21 protein-coding genes are annotated in these 24199 nt (G+C 61.9%); 2 read left to right on the top strand and 19 right to left on the bottom strand.

What is annotated here, in order from left to right:
• Window positions 1-410: 410 nt before the first annotated feature.
• The 5 genes from L880_RS0119955 to L880_RS0119975 all read right to left on the bottom strand — a co-directional run bounded on the left by L880_RS0119955 (window position 411) and on the right by L880_RS0119975 (window position 5128).
• Window positions 411-1391, bottom strand: coding sequence for a branched-chain amino acid ABC transporter permease (locus L880_RS0119955; RefSeq protein WP_027477179.1), 981 nt, complete (start codon window positions 1389-1391; stop codon window positions 411-413).
• Window positions 1392-1405: 14 nt separating this feature from the next.
• Window positions 1406-2290, bottom strand: a complete 885-nt coding sequence (locus tag L880_RS0119960) for a branched-chain amino acid ABC transporter permease (RefSeq protein WP_019577551.1) — start codon at window positions 2288-2290, stop codon at window positions 1406-1408.
• 74 nt (window positions 2291-2364) lie between these two features.
• On the bottom strand, window positions 2365-3555 hold the full coding sequence (locus tag L880_RS0119965; RefSeq protein ID WP_027477180.1) for an ABC transporter substrate-binding protein: 1191 nt from the start codon (window positions 3553-3555) through the stop codon (window positions 2365-2367).
• A gap of 66 nt (window positions 3556-3621) precedes the next feature.
• Window positions 3622-4356 (bottom strand): ABC transporter ATP-binding protein, encoded by a 735-nt coding sequence (locus L880_RS0119970; RefSeq protein ID WP_043330054.1) that lies wholly within the window; start codon window positions 4354-4356, stop codon window positions 3622-3624.
• 1 nt (window position 4357) lies between these two features.
• Window positions 4358-5128, bottom strand: coding sequence for an ABC transporter ATP-binding protein (locus L880_RS0119975; protein WP_019577554.1), 771 nt, complete (start codon window positions 5126-5128; stop codon window positions 4358-4360).
• A gap of 392 nt (window positions 5129-5520) precedes the next feature.
• On the opposite strand from L880_RS0119975, the gene L880_RS0119980 reads away from it, so the two are divergent.
• A complete protein-coding gene (locus L880_RS0119980; protein WP_084461477.1) occupies window positions 5521-6561 on the top strand; it encodes an L-histidine N(alpha)-methyltransferase in 1041 nt (346 codons plus the stop codon).
• Between the two features lie 36 nt (window positions 6562-6597).
• Here L880_RS0119980 and L880_RS0119985 read toward each other — a convergent pair whose 3' ends face one another.
• From L880_RS0119985 to L880_RS0120000, 4 genes are all read right to left on the bottom strand, one after another.
• Window positions 6598-8163, bottom strand: coding sequence for a DHA2 family efflux MFS transporter permease subunit (locus tag L880_RS0119985; protein WP_027477183.1), 1566 nt, complete (start codon window positions 8161-8163; stop codon window positions 6598-6600).
• An 11-nt stretch (window positions 8164-8174) separates the two neighbouring features.
• Window positions 8175-9455 carry an HlyD/EmrA/EmrK family protein gene (locus L880_RS0119990; RefSeq protein WP_027477184.1) on the bottom strand — a complete coding sequence of 427 codons (1281 nt, stop codon included), beginning with the start codon at window positions 9453-9455 and terminating at the stop codon, window positions 8175-8177.
• A gap of 78 nt (window positions 9456-9533) precedes the next feature.
• Window positions 9534-11093: an efflux transporter outer membrane subunit gene (locus tag L880_RS0119995; protein WP_157463000.1), complete on the bottom strand. Its 1560-nt coding sequence runs from the start codon at window positions 11091-11093 to the stop codon at window positions 9534-9536.
• The gene (locus L880_RS0120000) at window positions 11090-11524 is read right to left on the bottom strand and encodes a MarR family winged helix-turn-helix transcriptional regulator (protein WP_027477186.1); all 435 of its coding nucleotides are present in this window, start codon (window positions 11522-11524) and stop codon (window positions 11090-11092) included. Before L880_RS0120000 ends, L880_RS0119995 begins: the two co-directional genes overlap by 4 nt.
• Window positions 11525-11779: 255 nt before the next feature.
• Between L880_RS0120000 and L880_RS0120005 the strand changes: the two genes are divergently transcribed.
• On the top strand, window positions 11780-13570 hold the full coding sequence (locus L880_RS0120005; protein WP_027477187.1) for an ABC transporter transmembrane domain-containing protein: 1791 nt from the start codon (window positions 11780-11782) through the stop codon (window positions 13568-13570).
• A gap of 32 nt (window positions 13571-13602) precedes the next feature.
• Here the strand turns inward: L880_RS0120005 and L880_RS0120010 are convergent, their stop codons facing one another.
• From L880_RS0120010 to nuoG, 10 genes are read right to left on the bottom strand one after another with little or no spacing between them, the layout of a single operon-like run.
• A complete protein-coding gene (locus L880_RS0120010) occupies window positions 13603-14091 on the bottom strand; it encodes a DUF1178 family protein (protein ID WP_027477188.1) in 489 nt (162 codons plus the stop codon).
• 15 nt (window positions 14092-14106) lie between these two features.
• Window positions 14107-14415: a DUF2818 family protein gene (locus L880_RS0120015; protein WP_027477189.1), complete on the bottom strand. Its 309-nt coding sequence runs from the start codon at window positions 14413-14415 to the stop codon at window positions 14107-14109.
• An 8-nt stretch (window positions 14416-14423) separates the two neighbouring features.
• Window positions 14424-15911 carry an NADH-quinone oxidoreductase subunit NuoN gene (gene nuoN, locus L880_RS0120020; RefSeq protein ID WP_027477190.1) on the bottom strand — a complete coding sequence of 496 codons (1488 nt, stop codon included), beginning with the start codon at window positions 15909-15911 and terminating at the stop codon, window positions 14424-14426.
• A gap of 24 nt (window positions 15912-15935) precedes the next feature.
• On the bottom strand, window positions 15936-17411 hold the full coding sequence (locus tag L880_RS0120025) for an NADH-quinone oxidoreductase subunit M (protein WP_027477191.1): 1476 nt from the start codon (window positions 17409-17411) through the stop codon (window positions 15936-15938).
• 13 nt (window positions 17412-17424) lie between these two features.
• Entirely contained in the window at window positions 17425-19446 is a 2022-nt protein-coding gene (nuoL, locus tag L880_RS0120030) for an NADH-quinone oxidoreductase subunit L (protein ID WP_027477192.1), read from the bottom strand.
• Between the two features lie 15 nt (window positions 19447-19461).
• Entirely contained in the window at window positions 19462-19770 is a 309-nt protein-coding gene (nuoK, locus tag L880_RS0120035; protein WP_019577566.1) for an NADH-quinone oxidoreductase subunit NuoK, read from the bottom strand.
• Complete coding sequence (locus tag L880_RS0120040) at window positions 19767-20423, bottom strand: NADH-quinone oxidoreductase subunit J (protein ID WP_027477193.1); 657 nt, start codon at window positions 20421-20423, stop codon at window positions 19767-19769. Before L880_RS0120040 ends, nuoK begins: the two co-directional genes overlap by 4 nt.
• Window positions 20424-20460: 37 nt before the next feature.
• Complete coding sequence (gene nuoI, locus L880_RS0120045) at window positions 20461-20970, bottom strand: NADH-quinone oxidoreductase subunit NuoI (RefSeq protein WP_027477194.1); 510 nt, start codon at window positions 20968-20970, stop codon at window positions 20461-20463.
• Window positions 20971-20982: 12 nt separating this feature from the next.
• On the bottom strand, window positions 20983-22065 hold the full coding sequence (nuoH, locus tag L880_RS0120050; protein ID WP_027477195.1) for an NADH-quinone oxidoreductase subunit NuoH: 1083 nt from the start codon (window positions 22063-22065) through the stop codon (window positions 20983-20985).
• On the bottom strand, window positions 22062-24191 hold the full coding sequence (gene nuoG, locus L880_RS0120055) for an NADH-quinone oxidoreductase subunit NuoG (protein ID WP_027477196.1): 2130 nt from the start codon (window positions 24189-24191) through the stop codon (window positions 22062-22064). The genes nuoH and nuoG overlap by 4 nt, the downstream gene beginning before the upstream one ends.
• Window positions 24192-24199: the final 8 nt, after the last annotated feature.

The following is a 24199-nucleotide window of genomic DNA, read 5'->3' on the forward strand; positions in this document are numbered from 1 at the left end:
AGAATTTCTTCTTTTCGCAAACTTCGCTGCGATCAGCGAAGCCCTCTATTTTAGCACAGTTTTTAAGTAACTGGCAAAACATTTTTTCTTTTCTACTTTAGCAACACCACCAACTTGGCAGCACCGCTTTCTGCAGAGCCTCGAATTATACATCGCTTTTACAGCAGCAAACTCAAAACCAGAAAACTTCTCAAACCACTCACAACCACCACCCCAACCAGGCACCAGAGGCTTTCCACCTCCGACACCCGTAGAGCACTGTTCTGTGCAGCCGAGCCAGCTAGTATACACAGAGAAACGCGACGGAAAGATGAAACGGCGCAGAATTCATTAATAACCAAGATACTTCATTGGTTATTAAGTATCAAATTAAAAGATGCAGCCCTCTTCCAGGAGGGCGCTGCATCTTCCTATTTCAAGCGATTTCGCAGGGCCAGGATTTCACCCATGATGCCGCGCCTGAAGGCCAGCACGCAGATCACAAAAATCAGCCCCGTTACCATGGTGACCGACTCGCCCAGGGTCTTGAACCAATCGACCCCACTGATGGCCGCCAACAGATTGCCGATCTCACCGAGCTTGTTCTCAAGGACGACCACGACCGCCGAGCCGAGCAGAGGCCCCGACAAGGTGCCCAGCCCGCCGACCAGGGTCATGAGGATGACCTCGCCAGAACTGGTCCAGTGCACATCGCTGAGCGTTGCAAAACCCAACACCAGCGTTTTCAGCGAGCCGGCCAGCCCTGCCAGCGCTGCGGACAGAACAAAAGCCAGCAGTTTGTAGCGCTGCGTGTCATAGCCCAGAGAGATCGCCCGTGCCTCGTTCTCCTTGATGCCTTTGAGCACTTGCCCAAACGGCGAGTGGATGATGCGGACGATCAACAGGAAGGCGAGCACCACCACGGCCAGCGCCACGTAGTACATGGCCAGATCACTCTTGAGATCCAGCACACCGAACAAGGCCCCACGCGGAACACCTTGCATGCCATCCTCGCCGCCCGTGAACGGTGCCTGCAGGCAGACAAAGAACAGCATCTGAGCCAGGGCCAGCGTGATCATGGAGAAGTAGATGCCTTGCCGACGGATGGCCAACATGCCGAAGATCCACCCCAGAAACGCGCCACCCGCAGTCCCCAACAGCAAGGCCCACTCGGGGTTCAAACCCCAGACCTTGATCGAGTGGCCACACAGGTAGGCTGCACCACCGAGAAAGGCGGCATGACCGAAAGACAGCAGGCCGGTGTAGCCCAGCAACAGGTTGAAGGCTGATGCGTACAAGGCAAAGCACATCAGCTTCATGACAAAGACGGGGTAGGCGCCAAGAAACGGTGCCGCCACCAAGGCCAGCAACAGCACCCCATAAGCCAGCAGGTTGTTCGTGTTTTTGTTCATGCCCTGTGCTCCTCTTATTTTTCTTTGCCGAACAAGCCGGCGGGGCGAATCAGGAGAACGATGACCATGATGACAAACACGACCGTCGATGAGGCCTCCGGATAGAACACCTTGGTGAAGCCTTCAATCACCCCCAAGCCCAGGCCGGTGAGGATGGACCCCATGATGGAGCCCATGCCACCGATCACCACCACGGCAAAGACCACGATGATCAGGTTCTGCCCCATCAAAGGGGTGACCTGGATGACGGGCGCTGCCAGCACCCCGGCGAAGGCGGCCAGTGCCACACCAAAGCCGTAGGTCAGCGTGACCATCAACGGCACGTTGATGCCAAAGGCCTCGACCAGCCGCGGGTTCTCGGTACCCGCACGCAGGTAGGCACCCAACCGGGTCTTTTCGATGACAAACCAGGTGGCCAGGCAGACCACCACGGAGGCCACCACCACCCAGGCGCGGTAGTTGGGCAGCATCATGAAGCCCAGGTTGGTGGCCCCCACCAATTGGTCCGGAGTGTCATACGCCAGGCCCGAGACACCATAGATGGAACGGAAGACGCCCTCGATCAGCAGGGTCAGACCCAAGGTGAGGAGCAGGCCATACAGATGGTCCAGTTTGTAGATCCATCGCAGCAACAGACGCTCAATGAGGATGCCGAATGCCCCCACGATCAGAGGTGATGCGATCAACATCACCCAGTAGCTGATGTTGAAGTAGGTCATCGCCATCCAGGTGAGGATGGCCCCCATCATGAACAAGGCGCCATGCGCAAAGTTGATGACGTTGAGCAGGCCGAAGATCACCGCCAACCCCAAGCTCAAGATGGCGTAAAAGGACCCATTGACCAGGCCGAGCAACAACTGGCTCAACATGGCGGGCACGGAGACACCGAAGATTTCCATAAGGTACTGGTGGGTGGACGGTAAAAAGCAGTCAGGCCGGCAGAGGGGGAACACCCTCCGCCGGTTTCAGGAGATCATTTCCAAAGCGCACACTTGGATTCGGCCTTGGTCGTGAAGACCTGATCGCCGGCCATCTTCTTGACCACCTTGTAGTAATCCCAGGGCTTGGTCGACTCAGACGGTGCCTTCACCTGCATGAGGTACATGTCGTGCACGTAGCGCCCATCGGCCCGCAGCTGACCTGAGGCGAAGAAGTCGTTCATCTTCATGCCCTTCCAGGTCGTCATCACCTTGTCGGCATCGACCGTCTTGGCCTCTTGCACGGCCTTCAGGTAATTCATGGTGGCCGAGTAATCAGCCGCCTGGATTTCGGTCGGCATGCGCTTGGTCTTCTCGAAGAAGCGAGCCGAGAATTTGCGCGTCTCCTCGTTCAGATCCCAGTACCAGGGCGCCGTCAACAGCAGGCCCTCAGTGTTCTTCAAGCCCAGGCTGTGCACGTCAGAGATGAAGATCAGCAGACCCGCCAGCTTCATGGTCTTGCCAATGCCGAACTCTTTGGCTGCTTTGATCGAGTTGATGGTGTCGCCGCCGGCATTGGCCAGGCCCAGGATCTGCGCCTTCGAGCTTTGCGCCTGCAGCAGGAAAGACGAGAAGTCCGATGCGTTCAAGGGGTGGCGGACACCGCCCAGAACCTGGCCGCCCTTGCCCTTCACCACCGCACTGGTATCGGCTTCGAGGGCATGGCCGAAGGCATAGTCAGCGGTCAGGAAGAACCAGTTGCGGCCACCGCCATCGACCACCGCCCCCCCAGTGCCCTTGGCCAGGGCGACCGTGTCGTAAGCGTAATGAACCGTGTAGGGAGAGCACTGCTCGTTGGTCAGTGCCGATGACGCCGCCCCGTTGTTCACATAGACACGCTTCTTTTCCAATGCCACCTTGGCTAACGCAAGGGCGGTCCCGGAGTTCGTGCCGCCGAACACCATGGTCAGCCCCTGGGTGTCGATCCACTCGCGCGCCTTGGAGGCGGCAATGTCAGCCTTATTCTGGTGGTCGGCGGTCAGCAGTTCGATCGGCATGCCATTGACCTTGCCGCCGAAATCATCGATGGCCATCTGGATGGCCAAGGCCCCGTTCTTGCCTTCAACGTCGGCGTAGAGGCTGGACATGTCGGTGATGAAACCGATCTTGACCTTCTCCTGCGCTTGGGCGGCGGTCATGCCCGAACAGGCCAGCAAGGCGGCGAGGACGGTGAGTTTGGTTTTCATGTTTGTCTCCTGTGGATGGATCGAAAGGGCATTGCCTGGTATCGGGGTGAATGCCAACTCTGGGGCTCAGACACCCAGAAGTTCGTTGAGCACGGGCATCTTCTGGTCCAGTTCGGCAGCGCCAAACTGCTCGACCATCCGGCCATGCTCCATGACGTAAAAACGGTCGGCCAGCGGGGCCGCAAAACGGAAGTTCTGCTCCACCATGACCACGGTGTAGCCCTTGGCGCGCAAGGTGGTGATCATGCGGGCCAGCGCCTGGACGATGACCGGGGCCAGACCCTCGGAGATCTCGTCGAGCAAGAGCAATTTCGCCCCTGTTCGCAAAATGCGGGCTACCGCGAGCATCTGCTGTTCGCCCCCGGAGAGCCTCGTCCCCTGGCTGTGACGACGCTCCGCCAGGTTGGGAAACATGTCGTAGATCTCTTCCACCGACATGCCTCCAGTGGCACCTTTCAGGCGCGGCGGCAGCAGCAGGTTCTCCTCACAGCTCAGGCTGGAGAAGATGCCACGCTCCTCAGGGCAGTACCCCACGCCCAGGTGGGCAATGCGGTGCGTGGGCATGGCGATGGTTTCGACGCCATCGATCTTGAGCGATCCCTTGCGGGCCCCGGTGAGCCCCATGATGGCCCGCATCGTGGTGGTACGCCCCGCGCCATTGCGGCCCAGCAGGGTCACGACCTCGCCTGGGCGAACCACCATGTCGACCCCATGCAAAACATGCGATTCGCCATACCAGGCCTGCAAGCCCTGGATCTCGAGTGCCGCCGGCCCTGCGTTCTTGTGAAGTGCCTCGCTCATCTCAGTGGGCTCCCTGCAACTGGCCGTCGGTGGTGCCCATGTAGGCTTCCATGACCAAGGGGTTGCGTGACACTTCTGCGTAAGGGCCTTCGGCCAGGACGGCGCCACGCTGAAGCACGGTGATCTTGTCCGCGATGTTCGAGATCACGCTCATGTTGTGCTCCACCATCAGGATGGTGCGACCCAGCGACACCTTCTTGATCAACTGGGTGACGCGGTCCACGTCTTCATGCCCCATGCCCTGTGTGGGCTCATCGAGCAGCATCAACTCGGGCTCCATGGCCAGAGTGGTTGCGATTTCAAGGGCACGCTTGCGGCCGTAGGGCAGGTTGACGGTCAGCTCGGTGGCCATGTCTTCCAGACCCACCTCCGCCAACAGGGCCAGGGCGCGGTCATTGAGCTGATTAAGGGTCTTCTCGCTGCGCCAGAAGTGGTAGCTCGTGCCCAGCATGCGTTGCAGGCCGATGCGGACGTTCTCCAGCAAAGTCAGGTGCGGAAACACCGCAGAGATCTGAAACGAGCGGATGATGCCGCGGCGGGCAATCTGCGCCGGGCGCTCACGTGTGATGTCGATGCCGTTGAAAAGGATGCGACCGGAGCTGGGCTCCAGAAACTTCGTCAGCAGGTTGAAGCAGGTGGTCTTGCCAGCGCCATTCGGACCAATCAACGCATGGATGGACCCACGTTCAACTGCAAGATCCACCTGGCTGACCGCTGTGAAGCCCTTGAACTCCTTGGTGAGCTTCTGGGTTTGCAAAATGATGTCGCTCATCGTCTCTGGGGCGCTCCGGAAGATGGGGAAAGATGCAACAAGGTGCCGCTGGCTGCAACACACCTTGTTTCATGTGCATTGAAGTTCATGCTAATGCTGCGCCGCAGCGGCTGATACTGGGGCAAATGCCTAGGCTGGTCGCCAACCGGACATCAGCGCTTGGCACGGGCGTCACAGGGCCTCGCATCGCCCGCCCGGCTTGCAGATGCAATCCACCCACACCCCGTGCAAGCCCGCATGTGCGTCGCTTGTGAATTCCTATAAGGTCATTTGCGCATCAACCCAGAACAACGACCGGCGAGGAGGCCCCTGATGATCGAAGCACACACGCGATTGAACCTGTCTGCGCTCGCAGGCGGGCAGCCCCTGTCGCGCTGAAGCGCCCGCCCACCATGGCCCCGGTCGGCCCGATGCACCAGTGGAACAGCGCACGCCGTGGCGCTGCAAAGGCCCCCCTGCCCTGGCCTGCCACCGCCTTGCCCGCCACAACAGCCTCGGAAGAACTGCAGGCCCAGGTGTTGTGCGCTCTGCAAAAGCAGCCTCGGCAGTTGCCCTGGCCCTATCTCTTTGACCTGCAGGGGTCAGCCCTGTACGAACTGGCCACCGAATCACCAGACTACTTTCTGGCCCGAACCGAATTGAAGGTGCTGCACGAGCACGCTGGCGACATTGCGCGCCGCATGGGCCCCTGCCCCGAGCTGATCGAATACGGTGCGGGCGCCATGCGCGTGGTGCGGCGCCTGATTGAGGAAGCGGACCAACCCGTGCGCTACGTGGCCATGGACACCTCCGAGCAACACCTGCAGGCGCGGGTCTCAGGCCTGCAGCACGACTACCCCAGGCTGGACATCCAGGCCCTGGTCGGCGACTTCACACAGGCCCCGGCCCTGCCGGCGGCGCACCCCGACGCTGCGCGACGCATCGGGTTGATGGGCGGCTCAGGCTGGAGCCGGATCCCGCGACCAGCGAGGCTCCCCCTTCTTCAAGGGCTGGCCGGTGCGCTTCGAGGTGGGGCCTTGCTGATCACAGTGGACCAGGTGCTGGACCCGCTTTTGCAGGAGCGCGCCTACAACGATGCGCAAGGGCGCATGGCCGACTTCAACCTCAATGGCCTGCGCCGATGCCAGAGGGACTTTGCGCTGCGACTGAGCAACGGACAATTCCAGCATCAGGTGAAGGCAGACGCATCAGGGCACAGCGTGGTGTTGCAACTGGGCTGCAGCCGGGCCATGACACTCGAGCTGCACCACCATGGGCAGGTGACGCCCATCGCACTGGCCGCGGGCGAAGCCATCCAGACGCTGCAACTGCACCCCGGTACGGCCGGCGAGTTGCAGGCGTTGGCACGTCGCGCAGGCTTCGCACCCGGCCCCTGCTGGCAGGACCCCTTGAGCCGAGTGGCCCTGTGTTGGCTGGAAGCCCCGCCACTCTGATCAGCCGAAGCCCCCGTTTTGCCGACGCACTGGGGCTCAGTGAGCGCCAGCGGCGGCGTCGGCACTGCCCGCCGTTCCGGGCAGGGGATGGGAAAGCCAGACCAGCGGAATCAAGGCCAGGAAGATGAAGGCCGAGGCCAAAAACACGTCGTTGGCAGCCAGCATGAAGGCCTGCTGATCCACCAGGCGATTGACCTGCGCCAGGGCCTGCTCCGGGCTCAAGCCAGCGGCGTTCAAGCCCTGCAACGCGCCCATGGCGGTCGCATTGCCCTGCTGGATGGACTCCACCAACTGGGCATGGTGCAAGCTGGCCCGGTTCTCCCAGACCGTGGTCGAGATCGAGGTGCCAAAAGCACCCGCCGTGATGCGGGCAAAGTTGGACAAGCCTGATGCAGCCGGAATGCGGTCTGGCGTGATGCCCGACAGGGTGATGGTCACCAGCGGAATGAAGAAGAACGCCATGGCCACGCCCTGCACGATGGTCGGCACCATGATGGTGGCCAAGTCAGCCTGGGTGTTGAAGTTGGAGCGCATCCACAGCACCAGCGCAAACACCGCGAAGGCGAAGGTGGCAAAGTAGCGCGGATCGAACTTGGCGATGTTCTTGCCCACCCAGGGCGACAGCACCAAGGCCATCAGCCCCACCGGCGCCATCACCATGCCCGCCTGGGTGGCGGTGTACCCCATGTACTGCTGCAACCACAGCGGCAGCAACACCACGTTGCCAAAGAACAGGCCATAGCCCACCGACGTGGCCAGGGCCCCAGCCCAGAAATTGCGCCGCTTGAACAGGGCCAGATCCACCACAGGGTGGTCATCGGTCAGCTCCCACACCAGAAACAAGGCCAAGCCGACCACGGCCACCACGGCCAGGCCCACCACCAGGTCCGAGTGGAACCAGTCATTCTCCTTGCCGATGTCCAGCGTCACCTGCATGGCACCAATCCAGATCACCAGCAAGGCCAGGCCCACCGAATCGATCGGCAGTTGCTTGGTCGGTGTCTCGCGCTTGTGGTACAGCATCCAGGTCACCAGGGCCGAGGCAATGCCCACCGGGATGTTGATGTAGAAAATCCAGGGCCAGCTCATGTTGTCGGTGATCCACCCGCCCAGCAAAGGCCCCATCACCGGCGCGATCAAAGTGGTCATCGACCACATGGCCATGGCCAGCCCCGCCAGTGCACGTGGGTAGCTGGACAGCAGCAAGCCCTGAGACAGCGGGATCATCGGGCCGGCCACAAAGCCCTGCAGCGCCCGCAGCGCGATCAGGCTGCTCATGTTGGGGGCCAGGCCGCAAAGCCACGAGGCCAGAACGAACAGCAGCACGCTGATCACAAACAGGCGCACCTGCCCCACCCGCTGGGACAACCAGCCCGTGAGAGGCACGGCGATCGCGTTGGCCACGGCAAAGCTGGTGATCACCCAGGTGCCCTGATTCGGGCTCACCCCCAGGTCGCCCGCGATGGCGGGCAGCGACACGTTGGCAATCGAGGTGTCCAGCACGTTCATGAACGTGGCCGCCGACAGGGCAATCGTGCCCCAGGTGCGGGCCGCCCCCTCCAGCGGAGGTGGGGGCGAGAAGGCCGCAGAGTTGGACGACATGCTGTGGCCTTTCAATGGGCGTTCTGAGCCACCACGGGCGCCGCAGCAAAAGCGGCCTTGGACAGGCGCACCGGGTGCCCCACATTGGCCGAAATGACCCGGTTGATCAGCGCCGTGGCTTCATCATCGGGCACGGCATAGACCTGGGTCTGCACCGCAGCGTTGTCGCGCGGGGCATCGGCCAGCGACTTGCCATCGCGGTTCGTCACATCCACCTCGGCGTCCATGGACAGGCCGATGCGCAGGGGGTGCTTGGCCACCTCTTCAGGGTCCAGCGTGACGCGCACCGGCACCCGCTGCACCACCTTGATCCAGTTGCCGGTGGCGTTCTGGGCCGGCAGCAGCGCAAACGCGGCGCCCGTGCCCACACCCAGGCCAGCCACCTTGCCGCTGTACTCGACCTTCTTGCCCCACAGGTCTGCCGTGAGCTTGACCGGCTGACCGATGCGGATGTTGCGCAGCTGAACTTCCTTGAAATTGGCATCCACCCACAGCTGGTTCAGCGGCACGATGGACATCATCGGGTTGCCGGCGGCCACGCGCTGGCCCAATTGAACCGTGCGCTTGGCCACATAGCCATCCACCGGGGCCGGCAAAGCGGCACGGCGCGAAGCCAGGAAGGCCTCATGCACCTTGGCTGCCGCGGCCAGCACGCTGGGGTGGGTCTCCACCTGGGTGCCATCGGTCATGGCCTTGTTGCTGGCCAGTTGTTCGCGTGCAGCCACCACACCGGCCTGGGCGGCCGCCAGCACGCTGCGAGCATTGGCCAGTTGCGTCTGGGTATGGGCCAGCTCTTCGCGGGACACGGCGCCATTGCCGCTCAGCGACTGACGGCGGTTCAGATCGTCCTGGGCGCGCTCGATCTCCAGTTGGGCCTTGGCCACATCGGTTTCGCGCAGCTTGACCTGGGCTTCCAGCGAAGCGTTGTTGGCATAGACCGTGCGCACTTGGCGCACCGTTTGCGCCAGGTTGGCCTGCGCCTGCTCCAGGGCCACGGCCACGTCAGCGGTATCCAGACGCACCAGAGGTGCACCGGCCTTCACGAAATCCGTGTCGTCGGCCAGGATGGCCGTGACGGTGCCACTGATCTGCGGCGTGATCTGAATCAGGTTGCCTTGCACATAGGCGTTGTCGGTCGTCTCGTAATGGCTGGAAACCAGCCACTCATAGGCAGCCCAGCCTGCGCCGGCGATCACCACCAGTGCGGCAATCGACAGCAGGCCCTTGCGACGCGAGGCCTTGGCGGAGGAGGGATCGAGCGAGGGGGCAGCGTTGTTTTGTGGAGCGTTCATGATGAGGAATCCTGTGTGGGGGATGAGCGGGGCACATCAGCCATGGCCCGCGCTGAAATCAAAGGGGTCAGGGTGCTTTCAAGGGGTGGCCGGGGCCGTTGCGGTGTCCGGGCGCTGGCCGGCCAGCGCCGACTGCAGACGGATAGCGCCGTTTTCGAGGGCCCCACGGTCATTGGCCACCGCCACCGGCGAGGTCGGCAGGCCCCCACCCAAAGCACGCCACAGGGCCACCTGGGTGTCGATCACGCGGGCCTTCAGATCGACCGCCGCACGGCGCTGCTGCAGCACATTGCTTTCGGTGGCCAAGACCTGCAGGTAGGTGCTCAAGCCGGCCTTGTAACGCTGCACCGCGATCTGGTGGGCATCCTCCGCCGCTTGCTGGGCACTTTTTTGCTCAGCCTGCTGGCGCTCAAGCGATTGCACGGTCACCAGCTGGTCGGCGACATCGTGCACCGCTTCCAGCACCGTGCCGTTGTAAGACTCGATGGCAGTGTCCAGATCGGCGGTCTTCACGCGCAGATTGGCCCGCAAGCGCCCGCCTGAAAACAAGGGCAGATTGATGGCGGGGCCGACACCCCACTGCTCACTGCTGGACTTGAACAGGTTGGAAAACCCCAAAGCCGAGAAGCCGGCATAGGCCTTCAGGTTGATGTTCGGGTAGAACTGCGCGCGGGCCACATCGGTGTCACGGCTGGCCGCTTCGACCCGCCAGCGGGCGGCCACCACGTCGGCACGCTGACCGAGCAGGTTCAAGGGCACCTCCGCCGGAGCCGACACCCCCAAGGCCGCCGGCAGGGAGGGCACCTTGAGCCGCTGTGCAACAGAAGGGTCGCCGACCAGGGTGGCCAGCGCATTCTTGGCCAGGGCTTGCTGCTCACGCAGCGCCTCGATCTGCAGTTGAGCCTCGGGAATCCCGCCCTGGCTTTGGCGCAGCTCCAGCTGGGTGTCCAGGCCCGCGGCGAGCCGTGAACGGACCAGACCCAGCATCTCCTTGCGTTGCTCCAGGGTGCGTTCGGCCACCTCCAGTTGGGCCCCTGCACGAGCCAACTGGTAGTAGGAACGAACCACATTGCTCGCCAGCAGCAGCCGGGCGGCCTGCGCATCGGCCGCGGCCGCCTGCACAGAACCGATGGCCGAATCCAGGGCCGCCCGGTTCTTGCCGAAGAAATCCAGTTCCCAGGAGCCCGACAACTGCACCGTGCCGGAATTGTCCACACTGCCGGCCAGCGGCGGTGGGTACAGGCTGTTGGCGCTGTACAGCTCGCGGTTGAGCTCAGCCCCCGCCCCCAGTTGCGGCAGCAAGGCCGCCCGAGCCACGCCGGACTGGGCCTGGGCCCGTTCCAGGCGCAAGCGGGCCTGCTGCAAGCTGGGATTGCCGCTCAGGGCCTGTTCCAGCAAGGCGTCCAGTTGCGCATCGCCATACTCGCGCCAGACATCCGAGCGCAGCCAAGGCAAGGTCGGGCTTGCCTTGTCAGCCACACCACTGGCAGCCAGGCTTGCCGGCTCGCGCATCTTGGCGTGCCCTTGGATGCCGGAGAAGTCGGCACAACCTGCCAACGCGACCACGGCGCCGACGGCGGCCATGGCCAGGACAAAAGGTTTGCGCCGAACGGTATGGCGCTGAGGATGTTGGATCATGACTTGCCCTTCGCAGCAGCGGCTTCGACCTCGGCCTGGATGCGCTCTGCGTTCTTGAGAATGCGTTGAAGAAATTCGACGAGTTGCAGCCACTCCGCCTCCGAGAAGCCGGCGAGCATGGTGTTTTGCATGTTGCAAAGCACCTCGGGAATGGTGCGCGCAGCCTCCTCTCCTTCCGGTGTCAACTCGAGATTGACAACACGCCGGTCTGAAAGAGATCGCACCCGACGACACAGGCCCTTGCTCTCGACCCGGTCCAGCAGGCGGGTCATGGCCCCGTTGTCCAGCTGGCAAGAGCGGGCCAATTCCGCAACGCTGCCGCCTGGGCGTTCGTAAAGCTTGATCAGAGGAATCCACTGCGCATTGGTCAAACCGTGCGGCTCCATCTTGCGATCGATCTCCAGGCCCATCAGCCTGACGATGTGACGCATGGTGTAACCCACACTGATTTGGCCCCCGTAAGACTCGGGGCGGTAGAACCCGGGCGCAGAGGCGTCTTGCAGGGTGGAGGAATCAGAGGACATGGCGAAAATATTATTTGCCCAGGCAATTATTGTCAAGGCTGAGTTTGCTGAAGCAATGTTAATTTTTGGTAAACACAGCGTCTGTAGACCGGGAACGTTACAGTCGCGAAAACCCAGCACACTCGCTCCACCGCAATCCGCTCACAACGCAGGCATGTCACGATGAACACCCCCGCTCCCGCCAAAGCATCTCCCCGAGCACTCGGGGGTTTGCGACCCTTTCTGTCTCCGTACCGGGGTGCCATCGGGCTGGCCCTGCTGTTTCTGCTGCTGGCCGCCGGCGCAACGCTGGTGTTTCCACAAGCCCTGCGCAGCCTGATCGACGGCGGCCTGCTGCCAGCCCACCGCGACCAGCAGGCGCTGGCGCTGGGCCAGCACTTTGGCGCGCTGTTTGGCGTGGCAGCGGCCCTGGCGGTGTTCTCGGCAGCGCGCTTCTACACGGTGAGTTGGCTGGGCGAACGCATCACCGCCGATCTCAGAGATGCGGTCTATGCCCACGTGCTGGACCAAAGCCCGGCCTTTTTTGAAACCACGCAGACTGGCGAGGTGCTGTCACGCCTCACCGCCGACACCACGCTGGTGCAGACGGTGGTGGGTTCCTCCTTGAGCATGGGTTTGCGCAATGGCGTGATGGGCCTGGGCGCCCTGGGCATGCTGGTGTGGACCAATCCGCTCGTCATGGGCCAGGTCTTGCTGGCCCTGTTGCTGATCGTGGCGCCCTCCGTGTGGTTCGGGCGCCGGGTACGACGCCTGTCGCGGGCCAGCCAGGACCGGGTCGCGGACGCCAGCGCCGTCGCCGCCGAAGTGCTGAATGCAGTGAGCACGGTTCAAGCCAACAATGCGGGCCTGCGCGAGGCCACTCGCTTCACCGCAGCCACTGAAGCAGCGTTTCAAACTGCAGTACGTCGCAGCAAAGCCCGCTCCGTGTTGGTGGCCTTTGTGATCATGGCCACCAGCGCGGCCTTGCTCTGGGGGCTGTACGAGGGCACCCAGGCGGTGATGCGGGGCCGGCTGAGTGCCGGCGAATTGGGACAGACGGTGGTCTATGTGCTGATTCTGGCCAGCTCAGCCGCCGTGCTGGGCGAAGTGTATGGCGACCTGTTGCGGGCGGCCGGGGCCACGGAACGCCTGATGGAATTGCTGCACACGCCCCCCGGCATCCCCAACGGCCACCATGTTCCGGCGCCCGCTGACCTTGCAGCGGGTGTGGCGATCGACTTCGAGAATGTGCAGTTTCATTACCCCTCACGCCCCCAGCAAGCGGCGCTGAACCATTTCACGCTGCAGATCGCCCCGGGTGAGACAGTGGCCCTGGTCGGCAGCAGCGGCGCGGGCAAATCGACGGTGTTACAGCTGTTGCAACGCTTTTACGATGTGAGTCCGACACAGGCCATCCGCCTGGACGGTGTGCCCCTGGCCGACTGGGATCTGGACGCGCTGCGTGCCCAGATCGGTGTGGTCCCGCAGGACGCGGTGATCTTTTCGAACACTGCCCTGGAAAACATCCGATACGGCAGCCCCCAAGCCACCGATGCCGAAGTGATGGCCGCCGCCCGGGAGGCCTTTGCAGACGAGTTCATCCGCGCACTGCCCGAGGGCTATCACACGTTTCTGGGAGAGCGCGGCGTGCGCCTGAGCGGTGGGCAGAAGCAACGGCTCTCGATTGCCAGGGCCTTGCTGCGCCGGCCGCGCCTGTTGCTGCTGGACGAAGCCACCAGTGCCCTGGATGCCGAAAGTGAGCGCATGGTGCAGGCCGCACTGGACGCTGCCCTCAACGCAGGGGAACGCCAACGCACCACCTTGGTCATTGCGCACCGCCTGGCCACCGTCCAGAAGTCAGACCGCATTGTGGTGCTCGACCAGGGCCAGGTGGTGGAACAAGGCCGCCACGAAGACCTGATGGCGCTGGGCGGCGTCTATGCCCGCTTTGCCAGCATGCAGTTGCTGAGCTGAGGACTGCTCCAAGTGAGCCCGTCAGGCGGGCCTTACTGCAGCGTTTCCTTGGCAGCCGCCGGCATGGGCAGAGGCAACACCGGAATGCCCTCCTCCACCAGGGCCAAGGTCTCCTGGACCGTGGCCTGGCCCCGGATGCCGCGCTCGGGAGCCTCTCCGTGGTGGATGCGCCTGGCCTCTTCGGCAAAAGCCGTCCCCACATCTTCGGTCTGGCGCACCACTTCACGGGCCAGTTTCAGCCAGGCGGCCTGAAGCTCTCGTTGGTCAACTTGCGGGCCTGGCTGCGAACCAGGCCGGGAGACGGCTTGAGACTCAGCCCCAGGGGATGGGGCACGCGATGCGACCTCGCGGGACGCACTGAGATTCAATCGAGGTGCTGCGGGGAGCTTGTGGATGGTGTGATCGCCACAGACGGGGCAACTCACCAGGCCCTCGGCGAGCTGACGCTGAAACTCCGCCTCGGAGGCAAACCAGCCTTCAAACCCGTGTTGGGCAGCACACTGCAGGTTCAGAACCTTCATGACGGAAAACCTGAATCAGGCGCCGCGGCGGTGCTTGAGAAGATAGCGGTACACAAAGCCCGGAAAGGCCAGCGTGAGGAACAGGCAAAACGTGGTCGCATAGAACTCCCACCCTTGCGGGGCAGCCTGACCGGCACTTTGCTCCATGCCCCAGGCAAAAACACCCACCAGACCATAAAAGAACACCAGCTCCAGCAGACGCCAGGGCAAGGCTTTGTCTGCTGCAAACGGAATCACCGCCAGCAGGCGGTGATTCACAAAGGGCAGATTGGCGGCAAGCAATGCCGCCAAAATGACCAGCCAAACAGAAACCGTCTGGTTCACAGGCCGACTCAGGAACCCAGCGTCAGCACGATGGCGCGGGCACAGAGGGCCATCAGGCCACCAGGCAACAGACCCAGCACCAGGATCAGCGCAGCGTTGATCGACATCACGATCCGCACGTCAGCCGGTGCTGACACGGTGGTGGCCGTCAGAGGCTGGTCAAAGTACATGACCTTGACCACGCGCAGGTAGTAGAAAGCACCGATCAAGGACATCAGCACCGCAAACACAGCCAGGGCGATGTAGCCATTTTCACCCGTGGTCACCAAGGCCTGGAGCACCGACAGCTTGGCGTAGAAGCCTGCCAACGGAGGAATACCAGCCATCGAGAACAGGCACACCGACATCACCGCGGCGTAGAAGGGGCTGCGCTGGTTGAGGCCAGCCAGATCGGAGATCTCTTCGCTCTCGAAACCCTCACGGGCCAGCAGCAGGATCACACCGAAGGTGGCCAAGGTGGTCAACACGTAGACGACCACGTAGAACATCGCCGAGCTGTAGGCATTGGCCGCCGGCAAAGTGGTGCCATTGACCACACCGGGGATCAAACCGAGCAGGACAAAACCCATCTGGGAAATCGTCGAGTAGGCCAGCATGCGCTTGAGGTTGGTCTGAACCACCCCCACCAAGTTACCGATCAGCAAGGAGCAGACCGACAACACCAGCAGCATCTGCTGCCAATCGATGGCCAGCGGCAGCAGGCCTTCCACCAGCAGGCGAATCACGATGGCAAAAGCCGCAAATTTGGGTGCTCCACCGATCATCAGGGTGACAGCAGTCGGCGCACCCTGGTACACATCAGGCACCCACATGTGGAAAGGCACCACACCGAGCTTGAAGGCCAGACCGGCCACCACAAAGACCAGACCGAAGACCAGCACCTGATGATCCACCTGGCCCGAGCCCACGGCCTTGAACACCTGACCCAGGTCCAGCGAGCCGGTGGCGCCATACAACATGGACAGACCGTAGAGCAGGAAACCACTGGCCAGAGCACCCAGCACGAAGTACTTCATGGCCGCTTCGGAGGAGGTGGCATGGTCACGACGCAGCGCCACCAGGGCATAGCTCGACAGGGTGAGCAGTTCCAGGCCGAGGTAGATCAGCAGGAAGTTGTTGCCCGAGATCATCACGAACATGCCGAGCAAGGCGAACAGGCTCAGCGTGAACAGTTCGCCCCCGCGCAGCATGCCGCGCTCAGAGGCGTAAGGGCGACCATAAACCAGGGTCACCAGCACAGCGACTGAGGCAAAGCACTTGAGCCAGTTGCCCATCGGGTCGCTGACCACCATGCCGTTGAAGCCATAGAAGGTCTGACCGCTGTCAGCATACAGGGCCTGCATGCCCGCCACCACCACCAGGGTGATCACGGTCAGCAGGTAGGTGGCGGTGCGACGCGGGCTGCTCACGCCCAGGTCGAGAATGGCGATCACGCTGGCCATGGCCAGCAAAATGACCTCTGGGTAGATCGTGATCCAGCTGAGTTTGTCAATCATCTCGTTTCTCTCTGGTCAGGCTGGTCAGTTCAGCTTCGAGGCTGCGACGTGTTGCAGCAAGTCAGTGACCGACGCGTTCATCACATCGGTGAAAGGCTTGGGGTACAGACCCATTGCCAGAACAGCAATCGCCAGCAGGGTCATGATCAGGAACTCACGGGCGTTGATGTCCGTCAGTTCGCGCACATGGTCATTGGTCACGGGGCCCAGGTAGACGCGTTTGAACATCCACAGGGTGTAAGCCGCGCCGAAGATCAAGGCCGAGGCAGCCAGCAGACCCAACCAGAAGTTGGACTGCACGGCCCCCAGGATCACCATCCACTCGCCCACGAAACCAGCGGTGCCCGGCAGGCCGCAGTTGGCCATCGAGAACAGCAAGGCGAAGGCTGCGAACTTCGGCATGGTGTTCACCACACCACCGTAGCTGGCGATCTCACGCGAGTGGACACGGTCGTACAGCACGCCGATGCTCAGGAACATCGCGCCCGACACAAAACCGTGGGCAATCATCTGCACCAGACCACCGGCCACGCCGAGGTCGTTGAAGATGAAGAAGCCCAGGGTCACAAAGCCCATGTGCGCCACGGACGAGTAAGCCACCAGCTTCTTCATGTCCTTCTGGACCATGGCCACCAGGCCGACATAGATCACCGCCGTCAGCGACAGACCGATGATCAACCAGGCCCACTCACGCGAGGCGTCGGGGGCGATGGGCATCGAGAAGCGCAGGAAGCCATAGGCGCCCAGCTTCAGCATGATGGCGGCCAGCACGGCAGAACCACCGGTGGGGGCTTCCACGTGCACATCGGGCAGCCAGGTGTGCACCGGCCACATCGGCACCTTCACGGCAAAAGCGGCGAAGAAGGCAAAGAACAGCAGGGTCTGCGCGGTCGAACCCAGCGGCAGCTTGTGCCAGGTCTGGATGTCAAAGCTGCCACCCGAGGCGGCGTACAGGTAGATCAGGGCCACCAGCGTCAGCAGCGAGCCGAGCAAGGTGTACAGGAAGAACTTGAACGCGGCGTAGATCTTGTTCGGACCACCCCAGATACCGATGATCAGGTACATCGGGATCAGCGTGGCTTCGAAGAACACGTAGAACAGCATGCCATCCAGTGCGGAAAACACACCAATCATCAGACCGCTGAGGATCAGGAAGGCGCCCATGTACTGGTTGACACGCTCGGTGATCACTTCCCAGCCCGCGATCACGACGATCACGGTGATGAAAGCGGTCAAAGGCACGAACCAGAAGGAAATCCCGTCGAGACCCAGGTGGTAATGGATGTTGAAACGCTCGATCCAACTCACGTTTTCAACAAACTGCATGGCCGAGGTTCCGATCTCGAAGCCCGTGTACAAGGGCCAGGTGACCAGCAGACCGCAGACTGCGCCGATCAAGGCGATCCAACGGACCACCTTGGCGTGTTCATCCCGGCCCAGGGCCAGCAGCACGACACCAAAAACGATCGGTGTCCAGATTGCAAGACTCAACAATCCCATTTTTGTTTTTCTCCTACTTGTTGAGCCAGACGAAATACGTCATGAAGACAAACACACCCAGGATCATCACCAGCGCATAGTGATAGATGTAGCCGGATTGGACCCAGCGCACCAAGCCAGCGACCCAACCGACCAGCTTCCAGGAGCCATTGACCACCGCGCCGTCGATGATGGCTTGGTCACCGGCCTTCCACAGACCCAGACCCAGGCCACGCGCACCGCGGGCGATGATGTTTTCGTTGATCCAGTCGAGGTAGTACTTGTTCTCGAGCAGGTTGTAGATCGGCTTGCAGGCCGACTTGATCGCCGCGGGCAACGCCGGGTTGATCATGTACATGTAGTAGGACAGTGCCACACCCGCCAGGGCCAGCCAGAACGGGGCCGTGCTGACAGCGTGCAGGGCCATGGCAGCCGAGCCGTGGAAGGCATGGGCCAGTTCTTCCATCACCTGGTGCTTTTCGCCGTCCACAAAGATCACGTCCTTGAAGAAGTCACCGAACAGCATGGGCTCGATGCCGATGTAACCGATGATCACGGAAGGGATGGCCAGCAACACCAGCGGCAAGGTCACCACCCAGGGCGATTCATGCGGCTCATGGTGGTCATCGTGGTGACCATGGTCGTCGTGACCGTGGTGGGCATCCGGGTTCTGGTCGAAACGCTCTTTGCCGTGGAAGACCAGGAAGTAGAGGCGGAACGAATAGAAAGCCGTGACGAACACACCGGCCAGCACCGCGAACGAGGCAAAGCCAGCGGCAGGCAGATGGCTCTCATGCACCGCTTCGATGATGCTGTCCTTGGAGTAGAAGCCTGCGAAGAACGGCGTACCGATCAAAGCCAGCGAACCGATCAGCGAGGTGATCCAGGTGATGGGCATGTACTTGCGAACACCACCCATCCAGCGGATGTCCTGGTTGTGGTGCATGCCCATGATGACCGAGCCTGCAGCAAGGAACAGCAGCGCCTTGAAGAAAGCGTGCGTCATCAGGTGGAACACTGCCACGGAGTAGGCCGAAGCGCCCAGGGCCACAGTCATGTAACCGAGCTGCGACAGGGTCGAGTAGGCCACCACGCGCTTGATGTCGTTCTGGATGATGCCCAGGAAGCCCATGAACAACGCTGTGATCGCACCGATCACCATGATGAAGTTCAGAGCCGTGTCGCTGAGCTCAAACAGCGGCGACATGCGAGCCACCATGAAGATACCGGCGGTCACCATGGTGGCCGCGTGGATCAGGGCGGAAATCGGGGTCGGGCCTTCCATCGAGTCCGGCAGCCAGACGTGCAGCGGGAACTGGGCGCTCTTGCCCATGGCCCCGATGAACAGGCAGATGCACGCCACGGTGATCAGCATCCAGTCGGTGCCCGGGAAGGTCAGCTTGGCGAGTTCGTCGGCCTTGGCAAAGGTCTCGGCGTAGTTCAAGGTGCCACCGTAGGCAGCCAGCAGGCCAATGCCCAGGATGAAGCCGAAGTCGCCCACCCGGTTCACCAGGAACGCCTTCATGTTGGCGAAGATGGCCGTCGGCTTGTTGAACCAGAAGCCGATCAGCAGGTAGGACACCAGACCCACAGCCTCCCAACCGAAGAACAGCTGCAGCATGTTGTTGCTCATCACGAGCATCAGCATGGAGAAGGTGAACAACGAGATGTAGGCAAAGAAGCGGTTGTAGCCTTCGTCTTCTTCCATGTAGCCGATGGTGTAGATGTGCACCATCAGCGACACGAAGGTCACGACGCACATCATCATGGCCGTCAGGCTGTCGATGAGGAAACCGACCTCCATCTTCAGGCCACCGACCACCATCCAGGTGTACAGGGTTTCGCTGAAGCGAGCCCCTTCAAAAGCCACGCTCTTGAAGGTGAGGGCCGACAGCACGAAGGCGACGAACACGCCCAGGATGGTCAGCGAGTGGCTCAGGCGGCGACCAATCCAGTTGCCGCCGAACGCCGTGCCAAAAATCCCGGCCAGGATCGACCCGGCCAGCGGTGCCAGCGGCACCGCCAGCAGTGTGGATGCAGAAAGCGTTGCGCTCATTGTTGGATTCTCTGGTTAGCCTTTGAGCGTGTTGAGTTCATCGACATTGATGCTGTTCTTGTTACGGAACAGGAGCACCAGGATCGCCAGACCGATGGCGGACTCAGCGGCCGCAACGGTCAGGATGAAGAACACGAACACCTGACCGTGCACATCACCCAGGAAATGGGAGAAGGCGACGAAGTTCATGTTGACGGCCAGCAGCATCAGCTCGATGGCCATGAGCAGAACGATCAAGTTCTTGCGATTCAGAAAAATCCCGATCACCGACAGCGCAAACAGCACGGCACCGATCGAAAGAAAGTGTCCAAGGGTCAGTGTCATTTGGCTTTCTCCGGTTCAGCGGCGGGTGTCGCTTCAGCCTTGCGGGTGGCAGCCACCTTCACCAGCTGCATGCGATCACGGGCCTTGACGCGCACCTGCTCGGAGGCATCGACGAACTTGCTGTCCTTGCGCTGACGCAGGGTCAATGCAATGGCCGTGATCATGGCCACCAGCAGGATCACGGCGGCAATTTCAATCGGGTAGACATACTGCGTGTAGAGCAGCTTGCCGACTTCCTGGGCGTTGGAGTACTGAACACCCTTGGCCGCGGCTTCGGCCATGGCGGCCGTGGCAGGTTCTTCGGTCAGACGGAAACCACCCAGCAGGACACCAGCCATTTCCAGGGCCACCACGGCACCCATCAGGGCGGCCAGGGGGAAATGTTTCCAAAATCCTTTGCGCATGCTGTCGACATCGATATCGAGCATCATCACGACGAACAGGAACAGCACCATCACCGCCCCCAGGTAGACAAGAACCAGGGCAATGGCCAGGAACTCGGCCTTGAGCAGCAGCCAGATGGCCGAGGCCTGCGAGAAGGCCAGCATGAGGTAGAGGACAGCGTGCACGGGGTTGCGCGCTGTGATCACTCGGAAGGCCGCAAAAAGCAGCACCACCGAGAAGAGATAGAAGAAACCAGTCTTGGCGTCCATGAATCAGATCTTTTCAGGGTTCAGGCGAGGAAGCTGATCAACGGTATTTCGCGTCTGCCGCCTTGGCAGCCGCAATATCGCTCTCGTAACGGTCGCCCACCGCCAACAGCATGTCTTTGGTGAAGTACAGGTCGCCCCGCTTTTCACCGTGGTACTCAAAAATATGGGTTTCCACGATCGAATCCACCGGGCAGCTTTCTTCGCAAAAACCGCAGAAGATGCATTTGGTCAGATCGATGTCGTAGCGCGTGGTGCGACGCGAACCATCGGCACGCACATCGGATTCGATGGTGATGGCCATGGCCGGGCAGACCGCTTCGCACAGCTTGCAGGCAATGCAGCGCTCCTCACCGTTGTCGTAACGGCGCAAGGCGTGCAGGCCACGGAAGCGCGGCGAAAGAGGCGTTTTTTCCTCGGGGAACTGAACCGTCACCTTGCGTTTGAAGGCGTAACGGCCCGTCATGGCCATGCCCTTGAACAACTCGAAAAGCATGAAGCTCTTCAGGAAGTCCGTGAGCGAAAAAGGGGAAGCTGCAGCGACTGTCATGTTCTTGCCCACTCAGTTCCAGATGTTCCAGGGGCTCTGCATCCAGAAACCCACCACGAGCAGCCACACCAGGGTGACCGGGATGAAGATCTTCCAGCCCAGACGCATGATCTGGTCATAACGGAAGCGCGGGAAAGTGGCACGGATCCAGATGAACATGGACACCACGATGAAGGTCTTGGCACCCAACCAGATCCAGCCCGGCACGGCGTTGAAGAGGGCATGGTCGATCGGCGACAGCCAACCGCCCAGGAACATCAGCACGGCCAGGATGGAGACCAGCCACATGCTGGCGTATTCGGCCAGGAAGAAGATCGCAAAGCCCATGCCCGAGTACTCGACCATGTGACCGGCCACGATTTCGGCTTCACCTTCCACCACGTCAAACGGGTGACGGTTGGTTTCTGCCACGCCAGAGATCAGGTAGACCATGAAGATGGGCAGCAAGGGCAGCCAGTTCCACGACAGGAAGTTCAGCCCCAGGCCAGCAGCGATGCCCTTGGCCTGCCCTGCCACGATGACGGACAGGTTCATGCTGCCGCTCACCATCAGCACCACCAGGAAGCAAAAGCCCATGGCGATTTCGTAGCTCACCATCTGAGCCGAGGCGCGCAGTGCACCCAGGAAGGCGTACTTCGAGTTCGAGGCCCAGCCGGCGATGATGACACCATAGACTTCGATCGAAGTGATGGCCATCACCAGCAACAAGCCGGCGTTCAGGTTGGTCAGAGCCACTTCGGGACCGAAGGGGATCGCCACCCAGGCGGCCAGGGCCGGCATGATGGCCATGATCGGGCCCAGACGGAACAAACCATTGCTGGCGGCGTCAGGACGGATCAGCTCTTTGGTCAGCAGCTTGACCGCATCGGCGATCGGCTGCAGCAGACCGGCGGGGCCCACGCGGTTGGGGCCGTAGCGGACCTGGATGAAGCCCAGCAGCTTGCGCTCCCACAGCGTGAGGTAGGCCACAGCGCCCATCAGGGGGGCCAGCACGGCCACGATCTTGAGAAGAATCCAGATCACCGGCCAGGCGGCCGCAGTCCACCAGCTGGCAGGCAGCAAGCCCAGTCCGGCGTTGTACAGCGCGTCGATCATGCGGTCACCTCGTTCGTGGTCGACCGTGCATCGGCCGTCAATTGCAGGGACGGCGAGCGGCGCACCAAACCGTCAAGCTGGTAGATGGAAGCCGTCACCGGAGCCGATTCGCCAGCCACCGAGGCGCGGATGGCAGCGCCGGTGTCGTTGCTCAGCTGAGCGCTGACCACCTGCTGGCTGCCGGCCGGAACCAGCGCTGCACGAGCCAGAACGTCTTGCGAAGACTCATCTGCAAAACCATTCAAACCAAGCATGTTGCCCAGCACGCGCAGCACCTTCCAGGCCGGACGGGTTTCGCCCAGGGGCTTGACCACGGCGTGGAAACTTTGCAGACGCCCTTCGGCATTGACGAAACTGCCCGAGGTTTCTGTGAACGGAGCGATCGGCAGCAGCACGTCGCTGATGTCGAGGTTGGTCTTGAAGGGGCTCAGCGTCACCACCATCTCGGCCTTGTTCAGGCCCGAAACAGCGGCTTGACCAGCGGCCAGATCGGCACCCGGCTCGACGTTCAGCAGCAAGGCGGCCTTCAGCGCGCCCTGAGCCATCTGGGCCGCATTGAAGCCGGCAGCCAGGGGTTGAGCCTTGACGAGTTGAGCGCCCACGGTGTTGGCAGCCTCGGTGAGGTAACCGACCGAAGCACCGGTCTCGCGCGCAATCCAGTTGGCCAGGGCCAGCAGGCTCGAAGCGTTGGCATGGTGGGCTGCGGCATTGCCCAGCAGCACGGCCTTGCGATCGCCACCCAGCAGCGACTTGGCCACGGCAGCGGCGGCCGGGGTCACCTCAGCCGCCCAGGGAGCCGCCAAGCCTTTTTCGGCTGCCACGGCAGCGGCAATGCTGGCCAGCACGTTCAGCCACTCGGCAGCCGGTGCGACCTGGAACTGGGCCACAGGCAACGCCCAATCAGCTTCGGCCGAGTACACCGCATGAACCTGGGCCCCCTTGCGGGCGGCCTGGCGGATGCGTTGGGCAAACAGCGGGTGATCCTTGCGCAGGTTCGAACCCACCACCAGCACGCGTTGCAACTCGGACAGCGAGGCAATCGACGTGCCCAGCCAGCGAGCACCTTCGGGTGCGGTGAATTCGGCGTTGCGCAGACGGTAGTCGATGTTGTCGCTGCCCAGGCCGCGCACGAGCTGAGCGGCCAGGAAGAGCTCTTCCACCGTGTTGTGCGGGCTGACCAGGGCGCCAATGCTGGCCGCACCATGGTTGGTGCCGATCTGCTTCAGACCGTTGGCGACATACTCCAGAGCGGTCTGCCAATCCACGGTCTTCCATTCGCCGCCCTGCTTCAGCATGGGCTGGGTCAGACGGTCCGGGCCATTGAGCGATTCGTAGGAGAAACGGTCGCGGTCGGCAATCCAGCATTCGTTGACGGCATCGTTCTCCAGCGGAACAACGCGCAACACCTGGTGGTTCTTGACCTGGACGATCAGGTTGGCACCGGTGGAATCATGCGGGCTCACGCTCTTGCGACGCGACAGTTCCCAGGTACGGGCGCTGTAGCGGAAGGGCTTGCTGGTCAAGGCACCGACCGGGCAGATGTCGATCATGTTGCCGGACAGCTCGGAGTCCACCGTGTCGCCAGCAATGGTGGTGATCTCGGAGTGCTCACCGCGGTTGATCATGCCCAGTTCCATGACACCGGCCACTTCCTGGCCGAAGCGCACGCAGCGGGTGCAGTGGATGCAGCGGCTCATCTCTTCCATCGAGATCAGCGGGCCGACATCCTTGTGGAAGACCACGCGTTTTTCTTCCTCATAGCGGGAAGAAGAGCCACCGTAGCCCACGGCCAGATCCTGCAGCTGGCACTCGCCGCCCTGATCGCAGATCGGGCAGTCCAGCGGGTGGTTGATCAGCAGGAACTCCATCACCGATTGCTGGGCCTTGATGGCCTTGTCGCTCTTGGTGCGGACGATCATGCCCTGCGTCACCGGGGTGGCGCAGGCGGGCATGGGCTTGGGGGCTTTTTCAACATCCACCAGGCACATGCGGCAGTTGGCCGCAATGCTCAGCTTCTTGTGGTAGCAAAAGTGCGGAATGTAGGTGCCAGCCTTTTCAGCAGCATGCATGACCATGCTGCCTTCATTGACCTCTACCTTTTGACCGTCGAGTTCGATTTCAACCATATGTTCTC

It is taken from the genome of Curvibacter gracilis ATCC BAA-807 (assembly GCF_000518645.1).
Classification (GTDB): domain Bacteria; phylum Pseudomonadota; class Gammaproteobacteria; order Burkholderiales; family Burkholderiaceae_C; genus Curvibacter; species Curvibacter gracilis.